The 21,560-nt window shown below is 40.4% G+C and carries 18 protein-coding genes; 2 read left to right on the top strand and 16 right to left on the bottom strand.

Annotated features, from left to right (window positions below):
- Positions 1–18: 18 nt before the first annotated feature.
- From P2W71_RS21525 to P2W71_RS21580, 12 genes are all read right to left on the bottom strand, one after another.
- The gene (locus P2W71_RS21525; RefSeq protein ID WP_276373428.1) at positions 19–1,002 is read right to left on the bottom strand and encodes an NAD(P)-dependent oxidoreductase; all 984 of its coding nucleotides are present in this window, start codon (positions 1,000–1,002) and stop codon (positions 19–21) included.
- Between the two features lie 44 nt (positions 1,003–1,046).
- Complete coding sequence (locus P2W71_RS21530) at positions 1,047–1,601, bottom strand: putative colanic acid biosynthesis acetyltransferase (protein ID WP_276373429.1); 555 nt, start codon at positions 1,599–1,601, stop codon at positions 1,047–1,049.
- Between the two features lie 28 nt (positions 1,602–1,629).
- Positions 1,630–2,817, bottom strand: a complete 1,188-nt coding sequence (locus tag P2W71_RS21535; RefSeq protein WP_276373430.1) for a glycosyltransferase — start codon at positions 2,815–2,817, stop codon at positions 1,630–1,632.
- Between the two features lie 116 nt (positions 2,818–2,933).
- Positions 2,934–4,082: a glycosyltransferase gene (locus P2W71_RS21540; RefSeq protein ID WP_276373432.1), complete on the bottom strand. Its 1,149-nt coding sequence runs from the start codon at positions 4,080–4,082 to the stop codon at positions 2,934–2,936.
- 80 nt (positions 4,083–4,162) lie between these two features.
- A complete protein-coding gene (locus P2W71_RS21545) occupies positions 4,163–5,815 on the bottom strand; it encodes a hypothetical protein (RefSeq protein WP_276373433.1) in 1,653 nt (550 codons plus the stop codon).
- A gap of 45 nt (positions 5,816–5,860) precedes the next feature.
- Positions 5,861–6,787, bottom strand: a complete 927-nt coding sequence (locus tag P2W71_RS21550) for a hypothetical protein (RefSeq protein ID WP_276373434.1) — start codon at positions 6,785–6,787, stop codon at positions 5,861–5,863.
- Positions 6,768–7,823, bottom strand: a complete 1,056-nt coding sequence (locus tag P2W71_RS21555; protein WP_276373435.1) for a glycosyltransferase family 2 protein — start codon at positions 7,821–7,823, stop codon at positions 6,768–6,770. The genes P2W71_RS21550 and P2W71_RS21555 overlap by 20 nt, the downstream gene beginning before the upstream one ends.
- A 97-nt stretch (positions 7,824–7,920) precedes the next feature.
- The gene (locus P2W71_RS21560; RefSeq protein ID WP_276373437.1) at positions 7,921–9,483 is read right to left on the bottom strand and encodes a polysaccharide biosynthesis C-terminal domain-containing protein; all 1,563 of its coding nucleotides are present in this window, start codon (positions 9,481–9,483) and stop codon (positions 7,921–7,923) included.
- Positions 9,484–9,535: 52 nt separating this feature from the next.
- Entirely contained in the window at positions 9,536–11,857 is a 2,322-nt protein-coding gene (locus P2W71_RS21565) for a polysaccharide biosynthesis tyrosine autokinase (protein ID WP_276373438.1), read from the bottom strand.
- Between the two features lie 5 nt (positions 11,858–11,862).
- The gene (locus tag P2W71_RS21570; protein WP_276373439.1) at positions 11,863–12,645 is read right to left on the bottom strand and encodes a polysaccharide biosynthesis/export family protein; all 783 of its coding nucleotides are present in this window, start codon (positions 12,643–12,645) and stop codon (positions 11,863–11,865) included.
- 95 nt (positions 12,646–12,740) lie between these two features.
- A complete protein-coding gene (locus P2W71_RS21575) occupies positions 12,741–14,105 on the bottom strand; it encodes a WcaI family glycosyltransferase (protein ID WP_276373441.1) in 1,365 nt (454 codons plus the stop codon).
- Positions 14,106–14,803: 698 nt separating this feature from the next.
- A complete protein-coding gene (locus P2W71_RS21580) occupies positions 14,804–14,950 on the bottom strand; it encodes a hypothetical protein (protein WP_276373443.1) in 147 nt (48 codons plus the stop codon).
- 56 nt (positions 14,951–15,006) lie between these two features.
- Here P2W71_RS21580 and P2W71_RS21585 point away from each other — a divergent pair, with 56 nt between their 5' ends.
- Together P2W71_RS21585 and P2W71_RS21590 are read left to right on the top strand one after the other, a co-directional pair.
- Positions 15,007–15,276, top strand: a complete 270-nt coding sequence (locus P2W71_RS21585; protein ID WP_276373444.1) for a hypothetical protein — start codon at positions 15,007–15,009, stop codon at positions 15,274–15,276.
- 3 nt (positions 15,277–15,279) lie between these two features.
- Positions 15,280–16,707, top strand: coding sequence for a PorP/SprF family type IX secretion system membrane protein (locus tag P2W71_RS21590; protein ID WP_276373445.1), 1,428 nt, complete (start codon positions 15,280–15,282; stop codon positions 16,705–16,707).
- A gap of 15 nt (positions 16,708–16,722) precedes the next feature.
- On the opposite strand, the gene P2W71_RS21595 is transcribed toward P2W71_RS21590, so the two are convergent.
- From P2W71_RS21595 to P2W71_RS21610, 4 genes are read right to left on the bottom strand one after another with little or no spacing between them, the layout of a single operon-like run.
- Positions 16,723–19,152, bottom strand: coding sequence for a leucine-rich repeat domain-containing protein (locus tag P2W71_RS21595; protein ID WP_276373446.1), 2,430 nt, complete (start codon positions 19,150–19,152; stop codon positions 16,723–16,725).
- Positions 19,139–19,972: a hypothetical protein gene (locus P2W71_RS21600; protein ID WP_276373447.1), complete on the bottom strand. Its 834-nt coding sequence runs from the start codon at positions 19,970–19,972 to the stop codon at positions 19,139–19,141. Before P2W71_RS21600 ends, P2W71_RS21595 begins: the two co-directional genes overlap by 14 nt.
- Positions 19,969–20,547 carry a hypothetical protein gene (locus P2W71_RS21605; RefSeq protein ID WP_276373448.1) on the bottom strand — a complete coding sequence of 193 codons (579 nt, stop codon included), beginning with the start codon at positions 20,545–20,547 and terminating at the stop codon, positions 19,969–19,971. The genes P2W71_RS21600 and P2W71_RS21605 overlap by 4 nt, the downstream gene beginning before the upstream one ends.
- Before the next feature lie 24 nt (positions 20,548–20,571).
- Positions 20,572–21,105 (bottom strand): nucleoid-structuring protein H-NS, encoded by a 534-nt coding sequence (locus P2W71_RS21610; RefSeq protein ID WP_276373449.1) that lies wholly within the window; start codon positions 21,103–21,105, stop codon positions 20,572–20,574.
- Between the last annotated feature and the right edge of the window lie 455 nt (positions 21,106–21,560).

The following is a 21,560-nucleotide window of genomic DNA, read 5'->3' on the forward strand; positions in this document are numbered from 1 at the left end:
GGGTACACCGCCGCAGCATTAACCTCGAGGCGTCCTAATTTTATAACCTTTATAATCAATCAACCACTGAAGGGTTTTTTTAACCCCGTCTAGGCGGCTCACTGGAGCAGGTCCTGTAATTCTATAAATATCATCCAAGGGCAGAATATTATTGGTAGTCATATTGGACAACCTGAAACTTGTAATCGGAAATCTTATTTTAAGTTTAGATAAAATATCTCCACCCCATGCTGCCATTCTCATAACGAAGAAAGGAATTTTTTTAATGTTCCCTTTGCCCATTTCAACCGAAATCTCATTTGCCCATTCAGAAATTTGAATCGGGGGAATGTCACCAAGGTAAAAGGTTTTCCCGTGAACAGTATCTGAGGCAATCAATCTCTGAATTTGAAACACCGTATTTTCAACAAAGCCATAGGTCTTTGTACAAGTGTTGCCGAAATCAAAATACTTTCCCTGGTATACAATGTTAAAGAAATCAATGTAAGGTATTTTGAACCAAGGACCCCAGATCGAAGTCGGTCTGACAATCACCCAGCTGTAGTTTGAATTACTTATCTTTTTTACTAATTGCTCACCTTTGACTTTACTCTCCCCATACAGTGTGTGAGGTTTATAATCATCATAGTCTTTGGGGATATATCCTGGTTTACATACATACATCGAGGAAGTAAAGATCACCTTTTCTAGTAATGGCAACTTATTGCATACATCAATCAAATATTGCGTGCCTTCTACATTTGCACTATAGTATTGTTCGGTTTTTCCGTCAAGGTCTGTAACCGCGGCGAGGTGTAGGACAATCTCAGGATTGAATTTCAAAATTTCAGATTCAAGGTTCTGATAATCCAAAATGTCAACCTTCCTCCAATGTGAAAGATGTTGGTCTTTAAAAGGTTTGTCGCGATCCAGGTTCAGAACTATGTTTCCATCCTTCAATAAAGCATCCATCATATTGGTGCCTATAAAACCTGAACCGCCAGTGATAAGAATTCTTCTCATTATTCAATCAAATCTTAATTATTTAATGTGTACAGACCATAAGTTTAAGACTGGGAGGGCCGGTCTCTGATGGGTGTTGCTGGAGTTCCAACACAAATTTTTCCCGGCGGCAAGTCTTTCAAGACGCTGCTTCGTGCGCCTACAATTGTTCCTTTTCCGATTGTTACGCCAGGCGCGACATAAACATCCGTGGTAATCCAACATTCATCTTCTATCACCAGGGGTTTAAAAAAAATGTCAAACGTTTTTTTGTCGTATTCGTGTCCCCCCGTATTGAAATAAACTTTGTGAGCGATGGCCACGTGACTGCCTATGCGAATATCTCCAAGGCTGTACAGCATGCAATCATCACCCACCCACGTATAATCTCCAATGGTGACTTTCCATGGATAAGTGACTTTGACCGTTGATCTGATCTTGGCATGTTTTCCAATGCGAGCACCAAACAATCTTAGCAAAAACGCCCGCCAGCCGTACAAGAACTGCGGCGACCAGCTGAATAATGTTGCCTGAACAATCCACCAAAGTTGCACGGTGATTTTTGATCGGCCTCTAAATGAGTCCGGTACTTTGAATAAGCTTAAGTCTTGGTATCGCATTTCCGTTTAAACCTAAATGAAAACTGGTCTACAAACTATTGATTTTTTCCAAAAACCTTCTCGACGCAGGTCCTTTTTCAAAGGAATTGATAAAGCAGTCTTTAGCATTCTTAACCATTGATTTTTTTGCCGTGTCAGGCATGCTATACCAACGTTCAAGCATATGCGTTGTCCCTTCCATCGTGTCGTCTGCGATAAGTCCACCCCCGCCAGATTCAATTTCGCGCCAGATGTTCACTTGATTTGAAATGAGAACAGGTTTAGCACATGCCAGTGCCTCAACCACGGCAATACCAAAATTCTCTTGATGGCTTGGAAGGACAAATGCCTCGCAGCCATAAAAGGCCCCCCATTTCGCATCACCGGTAAGCATGCCAGGAAAGAATACCGACGAACCTAATCTTAGGGTGTCGTATGCCAAATGTTTCATATCCTGGCCATAATTACTTTCGAGGCCTGGACCCGCTATTACGAGTTTCGGCAACTGCGGAGTCCCTTTTACCTTTTTTGTAGCCAGCTCACCGTAAGCTTTTATCAGGAGGTCCACACCCTTTTTTTCGTGTATGCGACTAAGAAAAAGTATATATGCATCCACACCAAGTTCCGGTACCTTTTCTGAAAAAGATTTTGCCATCGCCGGCGTATATGCAGGAGGTTGATCAGAACCTAGCCCTACTACCAACTCGCGTTTTGGCTTGTAAGGACGAAACGGCTCGCGCGCAAGACGGCATTCCTCTTCACAAGTAAACAGAATGCCGTCGGCCATGTTAATAAGTTTTCCTTCAATGAGTTTCCAGTAAATAAAATTTCGCAGGGCTTTTAGCTTTCTTCCAGCCGCTCGTTGAAAATAAGGATCCAGCATTCCGTGGGGCATCACGAATAATTTCGGCTTTTTTCCGGTTATCTCTCCTATCGCCTTTCTCACGGCGTAACCGTAATAAAGCCACAAGCCGTGGACGACGATTGCATCAAACCTTGGTAAGTTAACAACTAACCAGGGAATGAGTTGGGGATGACGTGACCAAGGTCCCTGGCCAATTCCGATGCCATGCACCGGAAATGGATCCTCCTTTAGAAACTTGGCGTCAGACGCATCGAGGCTTACCACTTCGTTTTCAACTCCCAACGTTGAGAGACCTGAGATAATCAATCGCACAGCCTGACAAACGCCGCCGAGTTTTGGATCCATGCTCGGGCTAACATGCAGTATCTTCATGAAGCATTCCAGGTTTGCAATGGCGATATAAACAAGCTACGATGCATCTTGATTAACTTTAGGAACAATTTTTCGAAACCCGCCATTATTGAAATCATAATTACACGATGCTTACATTAAGAATTGTTAGGCATCAAACCATGCAATGCCAGATAACTGTTAATCATACGATCAACGCTGTACTCAGAAGCATTTGCAAAACCATTCCGTATCACATTTGCTCGAAAATTCTGATCTTTTAACTTTAAAAATGCTGCAGCAAATTCTTTAGGCTTTGTCGGGTCTGCGTGCAACGCAGTACCATTGCTTACCTCGGGCATGGGTTCAATCATACTCGCTATAACCGGTGCACCGCATGCCTGCGCCTCAATAAGAGGCCAACCGAATCCCTCCGAAAACGAAGGAAACACAAAAGCCTCGCATGCACTGTAAAGCGCAAGCAATGTTTGATGATCCGGATTAACAACGGAAAAAACCCGCTCACCTAGTCCTAACGCCTTTGCATGAGATCGTATGTCATCACCTATTCCTTGGCCCGCATAATATATATTTCCCGTCCATTGTGTCCCAAGTTCTGCCACCATGTCCATCAACATCTTCCTGTTTTTTCGGGGCTGATCAGATCCAACGTGGAGTATAAAAGGTACATCCGTTTTAACATTTGCTTTCACCAAGAGTGGAAGCCTTTGCTCGATTTCCAGTGGAGCGAACTTGGCATTAAATCCAAGATGAATTACGCGCCAATCTTTTTTAGCGTCTTGATGTGAAGAAAGATTTTCTAATTGCGACAGTGTGAGCCGTGAAGCGGCAGCCAGCAATCTTGACTTTGTTAAGTTACGTAGAATCCAGCGTTGAAGAATTTTGCCTGTGATCGAAGCCTCACAATAAGCATCCTGATAGCCCATAGCGCCACGTATGGCCAATACGTCATGACATGTAATACCGGTCCTGTCTTTAGGTAAAAATTTTAGATATGGTGAATTGGAATGGTCGCAGACATGAAATCTCGTACTTGCTTTCTTCAATTTCTTGTCACGCAGGCGCCACATCAACACAAGAGGGAAAATTATGTACTTATCAATATAACCCAACCACTTGGCTATGCCTCCAGTCGTTTTATCAGTTAAGGCTCCCACGATAATGTCAGGTTTCCAGATCTCCGCTTTGTAACCCGCATTTAATATTCCGCGGTTGAGCATTTCTGCAAATCGTTGCATACTTTCCTGCTTGTCATGAGAATAATTTCCAATCAAAATAATACGCATACGACCTCTATACCTTCAGTTTGGGTTGAATTTGATCTACGGAATTCGAAAACATGACGGGGAGAAATTTCAATACCAGGTTAATTAATGCTAAAACCGATCTGTCGTTTTCGGCGAACAAAGAAGATACTAACGAGACGCGTGACGTGGAACATCACGAAGTATAACACCACGATCTGTATCCACCCGCGCATGAGATAGATAACTCCCTGAACGACTGTTTCGAAAAGTAAGAATTGATAAAAGGAGGTTAACGCTAATGCGCCGCAAAGGCTGAATTTAAATCGATCTTCCGGAGCTTGGGATACGGCTGATATGCCATCTTTTCTAGGGCGAAAGAATTTATCATTTAAGTAAAATATTGGCATCACAACAAGTCCCAGACAAAGCAAATACCACCAGCCAAATGTTGCCATACCAGTTCCGGCAACATGGCCGACACGCCAACCCGTTGGTGTTCCATAGCCTCCGGAGAGGACGTATAAGTAGTCCCCAAAGGAAAGCGCATGAAGTGTCTCTTTGTCTACATCAAAATTAAACATGTCGAGCACGGGACTTGGAAGCGCTGCTAATAACTGATCGACTGAAAATTCCTGCATATCCGGGTCGTGTGTACCAACCTTAGAGTATGTGATGAGATTGGAGTCGTTGAATTTAATATTTGCGAAACGGGCTGTGAATATATTATCAAGGTATCGCTCATCCCAATCGAAGTCGAGTGATTCACTTCTATCATCATTTTTTCTTGCCTCAATTGCCTTTTTATCATCTAAAGCTTCAATTGTAAGACTTAAAAGTTCTGTTGGAGAAACATCATTTCTTTGATCCCTCACAATAAGCATGGCTGTTCCCAAATCTGTGAAGGGGCCGGTCAACAACCAAAAGAGGACTCCGGCGACTGCAAAATTCCTGAACGTAAATAACTTGGTCTTGAACACCCCTAATAATAGACCAATTACATATGCAAAGGCAGGTGTTGTTAAACCGAAAATAAATGTACCTCTGCTATTCTGCGCAATACTCAAAATAAAAAGTAGCACGGCGTAACCAAGTATTAACAGCGGAAAGGCTTTACTTGGTTTTTCATTACTTCCATACAATTTGCCTAGCGGAATAAAAAAAGGCGCATACATGAATAAGGCGAGCGCTTGTAAGAATTTTGCAGCCGGATCGCCCGTAGCACCCTGGCCAACCTCCGGATTTGCTAAATGAACATAGAATGATGAAGCCATGCCCAGCAACCCCATAAGCCACACCTGTAAGTTTGCGGGGGGCTGAAAAAAGCCCGCCTTCTCAAGTATGGAAAATGGTCGGTCAGGTGTAGCCTTCATTAAAAAACGATAGGCTGCGTGCGCTAGCACTAAAACCATCAGGCATAGGGTTGAGTGAAGAAATACTTCTTCGGGCATTTCCAGATTATGGATCAGCGGCTTATTTTCAATCGTAGTAAACAACAGGGGAAAATAAAACTGAGAAGCAGTGAACCCTAAAATCATAAACGTTGATAAGAGATACGTTTGCAACATGTTCGCCTGAAGCCAAATTTTTGTCGTTAGCAGCCAGGCAAACAGCACTGCCGCCATGGCGATGATATTTGTAAGACTTGAAAAGAATATTAATTGATATACAATGGAAAGTGACAATACAATCCACGAGAGCCGTACAATTTGTGAAAGAAAAGACGTTTCTTTCTTTCGAATACTCACATGTAAATCTTCATTCAGTTGGCTCATTGCTTCCATTGTAATAAAACAAATAAAATATTAAACAGTTGCGCTTCACTGGCAAGAGACTATATCCTCAATCTCTTTTGATAACACTTTTGCCCAGCGTCTCTGCCCCGTTTCATTTATGTGAATGTCATCCCGGAAATCACTCAGCTTTTCAGCAACGTCGATTCCGGTAATGACTTTGATATTGTTCTTCGCGCAGAATGACAAAATCGCTTCACCCTTCGAATTAAATTTTCCCTGCTCTACTTCTTTGCGCTCGGCGTGGAGGCAAACGAGTAACGGGATGTTGTTAGCTTCACTATAAGTTTTAAAAAACTCAAAACCAGGATTAAACTCTGTACCATCCTTGTTAATCATCAATTCATTCGCATTATCTCCAGAGCCAATCGCATTCATAATTCGGGGCATAACATAACGGCTCATCAATTCTAACAATGCCAAAGGATATTGTTTCTCAGGATACGACTTATGAACACCAACCGTTTTTTCGTGAGTCATATTGTCGTACGCGTCATGGCTGCTTACAAAAAGCAGAATCATCTTTGCGTTGAACGAACCGTACCTGTTTAAATAAGCTGCGCAATTATCAGGGCCCCAACTGGCAGCACTCACGTTAAGAAATCTTGCACCACTATAACTTTCTCTCAAAGATTTTTCAACGATGGTTGTGGCCAGACTATCCTGATCCGTTAAAGTTCCGCCATTAAGAACCGAATCACCAAAGCCCAACACAATACATTTATCCTGCTCCGTAAGGGGAAGACTTCGCATCGAATATTCATTATAAATATTATCATTTCCGAACCGAACAACATGCTGATTCGGTTTTGCGATGTATTCAAAATCCCGATCCTCCTGAAAAAGTAACATCTCTCCAAATCCCCATACATTTCTTAAAACTATCTCAACCACTATAAAAAGAATTCCGATGAACAAGAAAATAACAACTGCTCTAGTCCCTGACCTGTTCATGTGCGGGTTTCAATTTTGCCGAACTGATATATTCAATGTTTTCCACTTTATCGGATGTTAGCAGTTTTGACTTTTTTAGAATTTTTGTTGCCAGTCTTGAGGCCACCACATATCGTAGCTCTTGTGATAATGCATAAGGCAAACATCGCATAAATTGCATTCGCCAGAAAATTGGTGATTGCAGTCGAAAGAATAGTTTAAGTGCTGTTAATCGGCCATAAAATGCAGATTTAATTGCATCGCGTAAATGATAGGAACAAACTTGCGTGTTATAAAATGCAATTAGCGTCTTACGATCACAGTGCTTTGACAACTCATCTATGATTTTCTCATATACACCTACGGATTCTTCATGATACTCCCCCTTTGTGATAGCATACGTAGCGGCAACGCGGTCGTGCCTGCGGATATAAATCGCCTGCAACGTACTCAGGTAAATATTTTCTTTCTGAGTAAGCCGCAGCCAGAATTCGTAATCTGCGGAGAACTTAATATCATATAGAAAATGCTGTCCTGCTACCAACGATGTTTTCCCGGACACCTCTGAAAAATTTCCGGGAATGTTTCCAAATAAAAAGAACGCAAAAGTTGAATCAATGCCTTTAAATGTTTTGGGCAAGACTTCGTAAGAGAACGTTGTTAATTTGTCGTGCTTTAACTGTCGCTTTTTCCAATTGAATGATATCAAGCCAACATCAGCGCCGGCACCCTTCCATTCATTCATTATTTTGGTTAAAGATCCAGGATAGAAATAATCGTCCGCACACAACCCAACAAACAAAGGTGCACGTGCCTTATTAAATAAGAAATAGATATTTCTATAAACGCCCAAATTTTTCTCATGGCGGTATACTTTGATTCTCGGATCGTTCAAAGATTGAAGAAATTCGGAGGTTCCGTCAGTAGACGCATTGTCGCCAACGATCATTTCCCAGTCTTGAAAATCCTGTGCTAAGACTGACTCAACAGTTTCTTTGATGTAAGGGAGTCCATTCCATACAGGGGTTAGAATTGAAATTGCGGGCACTACAGACATATATATTAAAATTTTTAAAGGCTCACTACTGTTCTATTCCATTAGTTATTCAATATCGTTTGTTACTAAATAGGTTCCTGTTACTAAACAACTTACCCTATACTAAAAGCCATTTAACATCTAACAAAAATACCAATCGTTTGATACCGGGTACCCTATTAACGATGTTTTTAGCACTCTGAATGGCAACCGTCGGTAAGACCTGCCAATATTTCCAGAGGTTGATAAAACAGAGAACCAACGTTATCGAAAGTGTAACCCATTTCAAGTGCGGAAGTAAAATGATGCACACCAGACCGGCTGCAGCAATTACAACAGACAGCAAGGCAATATAAAATGGTCGTTTTGGCCACCTTAGATTATTTTCCCTTAGCCAACGTTCAGCTATAAATTTATAACCTACGGCAGCAACGACCTCAGCTGCCAATAATGCAATAGCGGCGCCGATAATACCAATGACCGGAACCAGTATAGCCAGCAGGACAAGGACGGTTAAAGCGGCAAAGGCAGACAGCCATAGCTGTATCTTTGTTAAGTTATTTCCAATCACCACGGCCACGGCGGGCTGCACTACGGCGTATACCAGAACACCAAGGGAGAGCAACGCAAACAGCAACGGATCAAATGTAATTTTCCCTTGGGTCCAGAACAAAAATAAGGGCTCAATAACTATTTGAAGAAGAACTACACCAGGTGCAATACATGCTACTACAACTATCCATACCGTTGCAAAAGCGGCTTCACTGCGCGCCTGATCCCGGTCATGCAGGAATCTCATCAGATCCGGAAGCATCGGATTAACAATAGTGTTCAATCCTTGCAATGCCATGTTCGCTCCCGTCCGCATTGTTGAAAATGCAGCTAATCCAGTTGCCCCTGCTAAAGGCGCGAGCACCAGACGTACGCCTTGTTGTCTTACGTTCTCAAATAAGGCTTTACCCAGCAAAGGCGTGGACTTTCGGAAATTAGAAATCCCTAAGGCCACGGAAGGCTTGACAAGTATTATTCTTACCTTCTTCAGCAGTTTGTACAAGTCGACAAAGAAAATCAAGGCGTATAAAAAAGCCCCCAACGTCAAGGCGATACCTGCCATAAGAAGATCGCCTCCCATCACAACCGCGATGAGCGGTGCTAAGGTTGTGATGATGGTATAAACAAATCCCCACCAAGCCATTCTGGGATAATATCCAAAGACTGCTAAACCTCTTACAATCAATCCTGAAAAAGACATGACGACAAGCCATGAAATACCTTGCAAAATCAATACTATTCCTGCTGCATTGATTAGGTCGATATCATTTGTGCCGGATTCGCCGAGCAGAAAAGTCATGATCCCTGTAAAAAAGAATAACACGATCAACAATATTTGTCCAACGCTAATCAGAACTGACACCACAATAGCTGACCAAAGCGCTTTGCTCAAATCCAGTATATTTTTACTGCCGAGTCGCAGAAATTCGAAGCCCATATAATTTTGATGACCGAGATCCAGCATAGAGAGTGCGCTCATTATTCCCTGAATAGCAAGCCAAATACCATACGTTTTGACACTCCAATAATTGAGGTATACCGGCACCAGCACAATCTGAGCAGCGACTGTTGCAGCAATCTGTGCCCACGAAGCTGCACTCCCGGAAATCAAACGCGCAGCTGTGGACATATATACCTCATATTAATTCACTTCATTGCCTTTACTACTCTTCAGCGTCTAACTAAAGATTAACGAGGCTAATCTGTTCCTTTTCAATTTCATGACTCTTGTATCCATACCCGCTTGCTTCTTTGGAGTCATTAAGGACGATCATAGGATGAGGGAATTTTTTATTAACATAAATGTCATCTATTAGCTCAATGTTTGCCCTAGTGGTATGGTTATATCTCAGGATATAAATTACAGAGTCCACGACGGAGTTGAGACTGAATGCATCGGCCACTTTTCCAACAGGAGGAGTATCAATAATGATATAATCAAATTTTTCTCTAAGCTCCGTGATGAAGTTAGCCAAATTTTTTGAGGTCATTAACTCCGAAGGATTTGGAGGGATTGAACCTGATAGAGCAATGAACATACCACGAACAGATTTATGTTGTTTAATGATATCTTCAAGCCCATACTTTTCTTTACCAATCAGGTAATTTGTAATACCCAATCCTGGTTTCAATCCAAGCTGTTTTGCCATTGTAGGTCTTCTTAAATCAAGTTCAAGAACCACTACTGATTTTCCAATCAATGCAAGGCTTGCAGCCAAGTTGATTGAGAAAAATGTTTTTCCTTCTCCGGGCATGCTTGACGTAATCATCAGAACTTTGTTCTCCTGCCCTGCCGTTGCAAAATAAAGATTTGAACGAATAAGGCGGAAAAGCTCTGCCAAAGGCGAGGTACTATCTTTAGTTATCACCAGGCTATTACCGGATGAGTTGCGCGAAATTTCTCCCAAAATCGGCGTACGGGTAAGCCGTTGTACTTCGCGTTTTGATCGAATTTTGTTGTTCAGTGCGTTTTGGATGTATATCCCCGAAAAAGGCAAACCGAGACCAACGATTATTGCGAACAAATACACCAATGACTTTTTAGGACTGACGGGTTTATCTTCTACTAACGCAGGATCGATCATACGAGACTTAGCGACGGTTGCTTCAAGGGCCAATGCAGCCTGTTCACGCTTTTCTAACAAATAGAGATAAAGATTTCCTTTTGTTCCCTGTTGTCTATTGATTTCCAAAAGCTCTCGTTCAATAGTAGGTACCTTACTGATTTGAGTCCGGAATTTGCCTGACGTTGATTGCATATTCCTCCGGCTGATCATTAAGCCTTGCTTAATGGTGTGAAGGTTTTCAAGGATGCTCAAGTGTAGTGATGCAAGCTGATCGTTAAGATCCTGAACCAGTGGATTGCTTGGCAGTGCCGTACGCAACATCCGTTCACGTTCCAATTGAAGTTCATTAAATTTAGAAATCAACGTTTCTAATGTCGGCTCACTTATACTTAGGGTACTTGGCACAACTTCATACTTGCCACCCCGCTCCTGTAAATATTTCTCAAGTGATTCAAGAACATCTATCTGATTGTTCAACTCAGCAAGCTGCTGATTATACGTAGATGCCTGTTTCAAATATTCATCGGTGTCAGACGTTACGTTAGTTACCAGGTTGTCACGTTTGAATGCTTCCACATCCTTTTCAACATTTGTCAATTCATCTGTAAGATATTTTAATCGTTCATCGATAAACTGAATGGTTGTGTTGGCAAGCCGGTTTCTATCTTCTAAGGCTTCCTTGCTATAAACTTCTAATAATTTGTTTATAATATCCCTGCCCTTCTCGGGAACAGCTTCAATTACACTTAGTCTGATTACACTGGCCCTCTTATTCACTGCTTCAATTGTCAGTCCTTCACTATAATCATTAGCGAGCTTAACGATATCATGAAACTTTACAATAATGGGTTGTGCTGTACGTCTTTTCGCTGCCGAATCCAGCGGTGCAGCTATTACAGTAAAGAGACCATAAGGCATACTGATTTCTTCACCATACTTATGACTTACAGGTTTCTGACCTTCCTCCTGTATTGTAAACATGGTACTGGTTTTCCTGGTGATCGTAATGGAACGACCGTATGCAGTAGGGTGCAATTTGGTAATACTCAATTTCAACGGAAGTTCGGCACCATAGATTTCTTTGGTTTTGAATCCTTCCTCAATATGGTAAGTTACAGAGAGCGAAAGCTCCGAAAATACACGATGCAGTAAGCTTTTCGCATTTAAAACCTCGAGTTCGTTATCGATATTCTGCTTTGTATTAAAAAGCGTTACATCGGTTGGATCAGAGTTCCTCAGTGTATTCTGATTTTCTTCATTTTTCAAAAGTATGCTGCTGCTGACGCGATACTTGGGCGGCGCAAAATATAAATACACAAATGCGAGGCCTAAGCTCAATATCAATCCGAGGAGGAATAAATACCAACGGCGTGAATAATTTTTAACCACCTGAATGGCATCAACATATTCCGCGGAATCCTTTTCTCTCTTGTCCATAATTTCTACCTGTTATAATAAATCGTAACTATTACAAAACCCAATGTTGAAATAATCGATGCCCATATCGGGATATATCGATTATTTGGATTTATTTCTGCTGCTTTTTCACGGTTCGATGGCTCAACATAAACAATATCATTTTGCTGTAAGTAGAAAAATGGTGAGTTGAGCACGTCCTTGTTATTTAAATTAATCCTGGTAGCGCGGCGCACACCTTGTTGTTCTCGAATGATTAAAACATTTTCACGCTTTCCAAATGCAGTCATATCGCCCGCTAAGCCTAACGCCTCTAAAACATTAATTTTTTCAGTCTCAACTGTGAAGGTAGACGGTGCGTTAACTTCACCAATAACTGTGATTTTAAAATTTAAGAATCTAACATTCACAATGGGATTTTTAACATGGGTTTTTATTTCCGAAGTCAATTTATCGGTCGCCTGCTCTTTAGTTAAACCAGCAAGCATTACTTTTCCAATGACTGGGAAATTGATATATCCGGTCTTATCAACCAAATAACCTTCACTTACTTTCGTAGCTGCTATAACGTTGCCGTTATTCGCAGTAGCCGGCAGGATAACATTATTAAAAAGGACATTGGACTCTGGATTCAAACTGCTTACCGTAATACTTAAAATATCATCCGGTTGAATTGTTGGTTGTACATAATTCTTGATCGGTGCTTCATGTGCTGATCCTGTAGGTAAGTCGCTGAAATAAACTAAATTTCTTTGAGCGCATGAAGTTCCCAAGAATATCATAAGAACAAAAAGAAGTTTGATGTTCATCCTACCGTAGTAGTTATACATGTTTTTCACAGAGCAAGTGGTTTGTTGGATAATATTTATTAATTGTCAGTTCGAGTGTTCTACGTAATCTTAAATTAGTTATTTATTTTGATTGTTAGTTTTGACTTCGGCTCCTTCATTTCTTTTATTTTGGAACTCAATGCCCCAACCTTTGCAACAGAAACATCAGACAAAATATTTTCTTGACCGACCCTCTTACTTTGAATGAATGATTCGTATGCATTTAGAATCTTATCACCTCGGAGATATTCCTCAGCATATTTCCGGGCATTAATATTCATCGCCGAGTAATCATTGTTTACGATGTTAAGAATACATGCCTTTAGTTCATCTATGTTTTCTGCACTTACCAAGACGCCAATTTTATGTTCTTTAATCAATGTATGAAGACCTGAGCCGGGATTAGCAGTAACAATGGCCAAACCACCAACAGCTAAAATTGCAGAAAGCTTAGATGGCATCACCAGGTCCACAGCACTTGCTTTTTGCAATACCAAGTGGATATCAGCAAGATTGAGAAAATCATTAAATTCCGAAGGCGGTTGCAACGGCATAAAATTGACGTTACTAAGTTTCAATCTTTTAGCTAAATCCTGCAATTCTTTTTTATAAGGTCCAGAGCCGCAGATAATAAATTTAATATTTTTAAGGCTCCTTAACTGGTTGGCAATCGTCAAGATTGAATCCAAGCCCTGCTTTTCTCCAATTGCACCAGAATATAAAACGATTTTATCGGAAGGTTCGTAAGAAAATTTCTTTTTAAGATTTGATTTGTCTTCAATGGGATAAAATGAATTGACGTCCGTCCAATTAGGAAATAGTAGAACATCCTTTTTAGCTTTATTTCTCACCTTAACCACCATACCTGGGGAAATGGTACTGATAACATCACATTTATTGAATATGTATTTTTCAACTTTGAAGAGGAGATTGATGACGCCTTTGGATTTAATTAATTTCAAATCCTTCGCAGCTTCAATTTGTAAGTCTTGAATATGATAAAGGAATTTCGCCTTATGCAATTTTCTAAAGAGTATGCCAAACAAACCTAGTTGAAAGGAAGGCGCAACAGTCATGACATAATCAAATTTTTTACCGGCCAACAACTTTAGCACGGGAAAAAAAGCAGACGTCAAAAACGATAAATCCAAAACCATTCTTTTCAACCCGGAAGGATTGTTCGGAACGTATTGCGGGCATCTGTAAATTTCAAGAGATCCACCCGAATTTGCATCCACCGTTTTTTCAATGGTATAACGAAAACGTCTTTTATAATAAGGCTCCTGAATTTTCCAAAAGGGATAATAAGGATAGGATGTCACCACGGTACAATCGTATCCTTGGCTTACAAACCAAGAAACCATTTCACCACTGTATTTACCAATACCTGTTGGCTCTGGATAGAAATTATATCCAATTAATAATAATCGATTCTTCATAAACGGGGTTTTTACAGCAGCAAGGGTTTACATTTTCTTATTTTTTTATATTAATACTTGGTTTAATTTTCAATTAACTAATGACCTTGGCCCGTTATTCATAATGGGACACAAATCGATCGTGTATTGAATTTTACTCCACCCAACATACAGCTAAACGTGATTAAATTAGCTTTTCAAGCTGAATTCCCACAAAGTTTAAAACTGAATGTGCCACCGCTGCCTTTCTCATTAACATTTATATCAACGAAAGGGATAATTTGCTACTGCGTTAACCCTCATGTTCAATCAAAAACGGCTTGAAAAAACCTATAAATAACGATTTTCTCAATGACCCCGGTTTTGATTAGTCGATGATATTGCTCATGGGCTATTGAATATTCGGGGAATAACTTCCTTTATTCCTAATTTCAAACGGTAGCATAAACATTATCTTTCATCTGATTGCGAGTGGATTTTTTTAATTCATTTTGAAAATTCCCGAAGCTCCGGTGACATTAACATGATAAAATATGAAATGTTTAGGATAACGGTCGACTATACTTAACACCCCAACAACTAAGATTTTACATAACCCATTTGATGTACGTGTTGCTCATACGCCGCCTTTAAATTGCAAAAATTGATAAATTCGGGATCAAAGAATGAATGTGTCGCAAAAACACTCGCCGCCGCCAACTCTAAATTGACACTTTTATCTACAAATAAGGTGCTTTATCGAAAGCACTTTTACCTCCATTATTAATGGGCCCATATTGTAACATCTTTTTAAGATCTACATCCATCGAGAGTTGAATGACTTTCGAAAAAAAATATGAGAGTGAATGATAATTTTTACTCTTCATTAAATTTTTTCAACAAAATTTTTAATCTAAGTTTTTTGAGACTTTAGAAAGTTCTGATGAGGCGGATAACATTACTAATCCTTTGTGTAGTTACCGGAAGTGCAAGTTCTTTTGCGCTCACCCAACCATACGGCACATCTCACGAACTTCCGTTGAGCGGAGGTTGCAATCATGCTCCCGCCGATTTGATAACATCCAAATTTAAAAATACGAATCCTGGTAAGTTAGAGAGAGTCATACTCAGTGAGGAATTCAGCTATGCTGCGATCCATTGGAGTGGTGAGTATGATGTGAAGGCAGCCAGACAATTCGCTAACATTTTTTGAGCCATGAAAAAAAGACTTCTCGCACTCGCATTAATCACTGTTGGGCTAGTGTACAATATACAAGCGCAGACGCCCGGGCATAGACCTTATCGTCAATTCTTTGCCAACTCTTATCTTTTCAATCCTGCATACGTTGGAATAAACAATCAGGCCGAACTTAATCTTTCATATCGTCAACAGTGGGTAAATTTTAAAGATGCACCCGTAATAACAGGGCTAAATCTTCAACTGCCAACAAATAACCGGGTTGCGTTAGGCTTTAGTATCACCAGCGACAAACAGGTTTTACTTCGCAATTCAACGTTCATGGCTACGTTTGGATATGTGGTGCCGATTGCAGACAATCAATCTATACGATTCGGACTTTCCGGCGGAGTGGGCATGAATCAATTGGATTTAACTTCAGAAGAATTGAATACAAACGATCCCGCTATTATCAATGCAGCTGATAATAATTTTTATGTTGATGGAAACGTAGGCGTTGTTTATGCCCACTCAGGGTTTAAACTGGGCTTTGCGTTTACAGAACTTTTTAGTTCCAATTCATTCAATCATGATTCATTTAGCAAATTCGCATTTTCAAATTTAAAGAATCGCCTGTACTCTATGAGCTATCGCTTCAACTTAGGAATGATGCAAAATTTTGCCATGGAGCCTTATGTTTTGTATCGCCAAAGTGCCGATGGTTTACAAGACGCATGGGAAGCAGCGTCCCTGGTTTATTATAAAGACAAAGTATGGACGGGTGCTGGATTTAACCAAAATAAAGGTTTAGCGCTTTTCTTTGGTATGAATGTGAAGGATAAATTCAGATTCAGCTACAGTTACGATTTCCCTCCCTTTAAATCGGGCGTAAGTGCAACGAGTGCCCATGAGTTACACCTGAGTTTGAAATTTGGAAAGAAGAAGACTTTCCCGTTTGTGAAGAGCAAACCAAAACCTGCAATTTATTCACGGCCTGCTACCGAAGTAGCGAATGCTAATACTCCGAAAACAGATAGCATTGAGACGATGAATAAGGAAGCTAAAATAGCAAAGAAGTCACCTTCGAATGATGCGAAGAAAATTACGCCTCAAAGTGATCCTTCCCAAAACAATGCAAAACGAAACCCTGAAGAGTATGTAGTAGACAATAAATCCATCGCAAAAACAGAGATTAAAAAACCTGCCGGCCGACCTGCAAAGAGCTTTACTATCACGAAAGGGCATTATGTGGTCGTCGGGGTGTTCAGTATGATGGACCACTCTACACGATTTACCAAACAATTGCTGAAAGAAGGCTATGATGTTAACGTAGCACTCAATCCCAAGAACAAGTTCTACTACGTCTACATCTTCTCCTCATACGATATTGAGGAAGCGAAAAAGATTAGAAACCAATATCGCTGGAAAAATCTATTCAAAGAAGCATGGGTCTTCACAATGGAATAAGAACGAAGGTTCTACTTAGCGATAGTAAACGACATTACATTCAGGAATACGACTCTTAAGTTTCTCAACTTCCTTACTAGACACTCGAGTGTTATAACACTTGAGTGTTTTTAGTGGAAGACCAAAAAGTGGTTCCAGCTTTTTTACATTCGTATTCGAACAGTCAAGAGATTCCAAAGACAAATTATCCAATGGGCTAAGGCTGCTTACCTGCGTCCCGGAGCAATTTAATACGCGGAGGTTTTCAAGGGCGCTCAATGGTTTTAGCTCTTCAATTGGCGTATTTGAAATGTCCAGCTCTTCCAAGTTGTTTAGCTGGGCTAACGGTCCCAGATCCCGAAGAGGGCTGTTTGTCGCGGACAATTTTTTAATGGTCTTTAAATTTACCAACGGGGAAATATCAGACAGCGCTGTTCCGGAGAAACTTAGGTTTGTAAGCCTGATGAATACTCCCAATGTTGACAGGTCATTAACAGCGACATCCTTAAACTGGAGGGTCTCAAGTTCAATAAGCCGATGGAGGTCCTCTCGCCTTGACTTTGATTGAATAGAAACCTGCGCATTAAAAATTGCTTTCCAATCTTCTGAAAGCTCATTCCACCAGGTTAGCAACGTATCTGTTTTATAAACAATCAGGCAGTCAGAATTTTTTCTTAAAAAATTTTGGACGTCTGTATCGTCAACGCCCGTCTCGTCTGCATATATTTTTTTAAGACTACGCAGGCCTACAAGAGGTTCCAGGTCTTGTATTTTGCTTTGGTCAGCCTTAAGCATTGTAAGATTGCCGAACTGCGGCAATAAAGAAATATCACTCACTGCTGTGTTGCTGATGTCGAGTGTTTTTATTCGCTTGTGCTCTTGCAAAGGCGATAGATTATTAATGCCGGTGCCGCTCGCAAGTAAGACCTGCAATTTCTGCAACCGCTGCAATGGTTCAACATCTTTCAGGTCATTGTTATCCGTAACGTTGATAGAATCAAGATTGGTTATTTTCACTAACTCCTCGTTCGTGGGTAACGTACCTGTACCTGCAGCGTCACGAAATACTTTTTGCCACGCCTGAGAAAGCGAATCCCACCATCCCTTTAAATCTTTCGAATCATAAATAACCAGTACGCCCTTTCTTGAAGCCATGAAGGATTCAGCAACGGACCGATTAATTTTCGTTTGATCACAATAAATCCTTTCAATATTAGGCAGATCGTGAAAAGCATTTAAATCTGAAATCAATGTGTTGTTAAGTCTGACAATTTTCAAATTTTTTAAATCAGACAAAGGTTTAATGTAAGAAACCTGCGTGCTATCCAAGTTGAGCACGGTTAAATTATTCAATCCTTTTAGTGGATTAACATTTTCTGTCAAGGTCCGCGATGCATTTAATTCGTTGAGGTTGAACAACGAATCCAACGGTGAAAGATTCGATATTTTTGCTTTCTCCAGATTCAAATATTTTAATGCGGTGAGATAACTAAGTGGTGTAAATTCGGTCACGTTTGTTCCACTCAAATCCAGATTTTCGAGTCGTGACATTCTTTCAAGAACCGTGATATCACTGATAGCCGTGCCGTTAAGATTTAGTTTTACGAGTTTATCGGCATACTTGAGTGCAGCGATATCTTCCAACTTCGTGTTCGACAAATTTAAATCCACGAGGTCTGTAAGATTTCTTATTGGACTTATGTCAGTGACAGAACTGTTGGATAGATTCAGCGCTTGTAAACCCGACAACTGCGTTAAAGGCTCGATGTCTTGTATAAACTGATTGCCGGTAAGGTCAAGTGCTTCAATAGAAGCAATGTTCTGAAGATCGGTTAAATCTACGCTATCAGTAATGTTTAACTTTCGTTGAAGTATCGATTGCCACTCAAACGATAACTGTTTCCACCAACTAAGCAGGGCGCCCTTTTCATCAAACTGATTTGTATAGATGCTAACGATCTTGAGATCCTGATCTTTAGGATCGTAATTAATCTCTATGTACCGGGGAATTGTATTGTTAACAAGTTTACCTTCAACGGTTGTGCCTTGAATATTTCTTATCAACGAGACCTTATAAAACAGTCTGTCATTAGCGTTAACCTTCCCCTGAATGTCTTTTATCGTAAACTCGAACTTCAGATTATCGTAAAAAAAATCAACGTCTTTTAAATAGGCTTGAACATCCTTGTTGGTAATAACATTTCTTTTTTCAACAAGATCATCTTCTATCTGAACTTTGGCGTCGCGAAAAATCTTGGTATAACTTTCCGTAATCAACACATCTTTATCGCGGGCTGACGTTGTTCCACTGCCTATAGTATTGAGGACGTACTCCAGAAAGGCGACCATGTCCCTGACTTTTTGCTCGTGCTTTTTTGTGTCAGGTTTGGATTGCTGGGCTTGCACCTCCACACCTGCTATGAAAATAAAAAAAGCCGAAAGAAACCACCATTTATTTTGTCTCATAATAGACGTACTTTCTGAGAAGATTTTTTTCAGACTCATTTTTTACCTTAACAAGATTAGAGATCAACCATCCTGTATTATATCCGGAGCGGTTAAATTCGGCCAGTTCAAAATACCATCCATTAATCTGAAAAAAGTGAAATTTCACCTCTTCAACAGTCTTGAATTTCATGTTTCCTTTCCTTATCTCATACAAAAAAACGGATAGATGATCAGGAATGAATTTTTTTAATGTGTATTGATTTACACTATCTGCATTGCTAAAGGCCTTTCTCAAGTTCATGAAATCCAGTTCATGACTTAAGGGATGAAGAAATTTTCCAACCTTGACGGTGTCTTTTTCAAAGACAGATTTGAAGACTTCGGAATAGACGCGGCTGATCACCCAGCGTGTACCCAGGTGGTGTTTTTCCAATTCCATGAATAGGGTAACAGGTACATCTTTTCCGTTCATCGTGAAAAGTGTGTGTACTTCAGAAAACCAGTTGGCCCCATGAAAATTCAAAATAACGGGTTTATCCTTGTTAAGGACTTCTTTCGCGAATTCTACTTTTAGCTCCGGACTAATACCTGGATTGCTGGCGTCAAACAACATTCCGATATACTTTTTCCGGAGCTTTTCACTGCGATATTGTCTGTCTTTTGGATAATACCTTTCACCCTTCTCATCCTCCTCGCCATTAAAGCGCCTGAAGAACTGATTTACTTGCTTATTCTCAGCATAGAGCCTGCTCTCATCCTCCATCTCCTCTACAAGCTGTGCGTGCAAGGAATTGGACAGTAATATTCCTACAATGAAGACTATGAATTTTATTCTCATGCACTCGTTTCGGCCACCCTGATATCACCCAGCAACACATCCCAGAATTCGATTGTCCTCCCTTGAATCTGTGTTTTTTTCTTTTCGACGTAGATCGTGATGTCCTTTTTTGTGGTGTCCTTATATTTTAATCCGTCATCAGATGATCCTTCAAATCGTTGATAAATTGTGACAACACCGACATACCTTCCATCTGGTTGTCTTTCCAGATCGCTGATGTAATGAATATCGTACCATGAAATTGTAACACGGTCATAGTTAAGTGCCATTAAGCGCTCAAAATATTTACGCACTTTATAGTAGTTGATTTCTTTTCTGTTCAAAGAAGAAACACCCATTTCGCTGTCGGGGGCAAACAATTCTTCCGCCCTATCCATGACACGTGTTGCTTCTGAGAACGGCGTTTTCTTATTTCCGATAATGCTGATGTATTTACTTAAGTCTCTTACCTTTTCCAACGCAAGAGAGTCAATTGCCTGTTTTCGGGCTGGGCTTATATCATCCTTCTGTGCAAATGCAAAGCTTACGATACACAGGCCGAGGAACAGCGTAGATAAAAATTTATAGTTAAGCATGTTATTGTTTTTTAAGAATTTGAATTATTTCTGTTTTACCAATTCTACCTCAGTGATTTTTCCTGCGTTGTCGAATTGGAGGTTTCCAATTTTATCGGCTTGCTTCTTCTGATCTTTTAAGTAGTGAAGGTAATTCCGGATTGTTGTTGGCCTGTCATAATCCTTTTGACCACCTGCTTCATGAATCACGATCAGCACAGGGGTATCGGGCGATGCAAACATCGATAATGCTTCATTGATGCTGCTATTGGCCGATGCCTCATTAGATGAATTTGATATCGCGCCGAAATATTGCTCCAGCTGGCTTTGAGGATTTTTCTTTTTTGCGTCTTCAGCGGCCCTTCTTGCTGCTTCTTCATCAGCTTCTCTCTGCCTGCGTGCTTCTTCTTCCTGTTGTTTTTTGAGCGCTGCTGCTTCCTGCTCCATTCTGGCTTTTTCAGCAGCTGCGGCAGCTTCAGCTGCCTTCTTTTTACTCTTACAGCCTCCCGCCGTCGCCATGAGAACGACGAGCAAGGCCAACATGATGAATCGTGATGTGTTTCGGATTACTTGTACCATGGGTTGTCTAGTTTTTAAAAATGAGGACTCCTGAATATTGGTAATTTTTGTGCCAATTTTTTTTGATGGCTCGAAAGTAAAAAAACTTAACGAACTAACCTTGTAAATTACATAAACGCAATATGCAAAAGATGTGTAGAAAAAATCTACAACATTTGTAATTTTTAGCTGCTGCAACGATTGTATAAATTTATCCAGGCGTTTGAGCCACGAAGACAAATTATGTTAATGTATTTTTACCGCTTGTAACACATTAAAAGTACATCACTAAACACAAATTATATGTCTTTCACACGCTGGGTCAATTATCTGAACATAGGGTATTCTATCGAGCCTCTTCCTTCCTAATCGGAATCCATTATTTAATGCATCGCTTTCGTTCTACCTTTGACCAGCATTTGTAGTTTAACCACTTGAAACAAACTACACTACCTAATGTTAGAATCGTACAAAGT

The sequence above is a fragment of the Chryseolinea sp. H1M3-3 genome (assembly GCF_029360725.1).
Classification (GTDB): Bacteria; Bacteroidota; Bacteroidia; order Cytophagales; family Cyclobacteriaceae; genus Chryseolinea.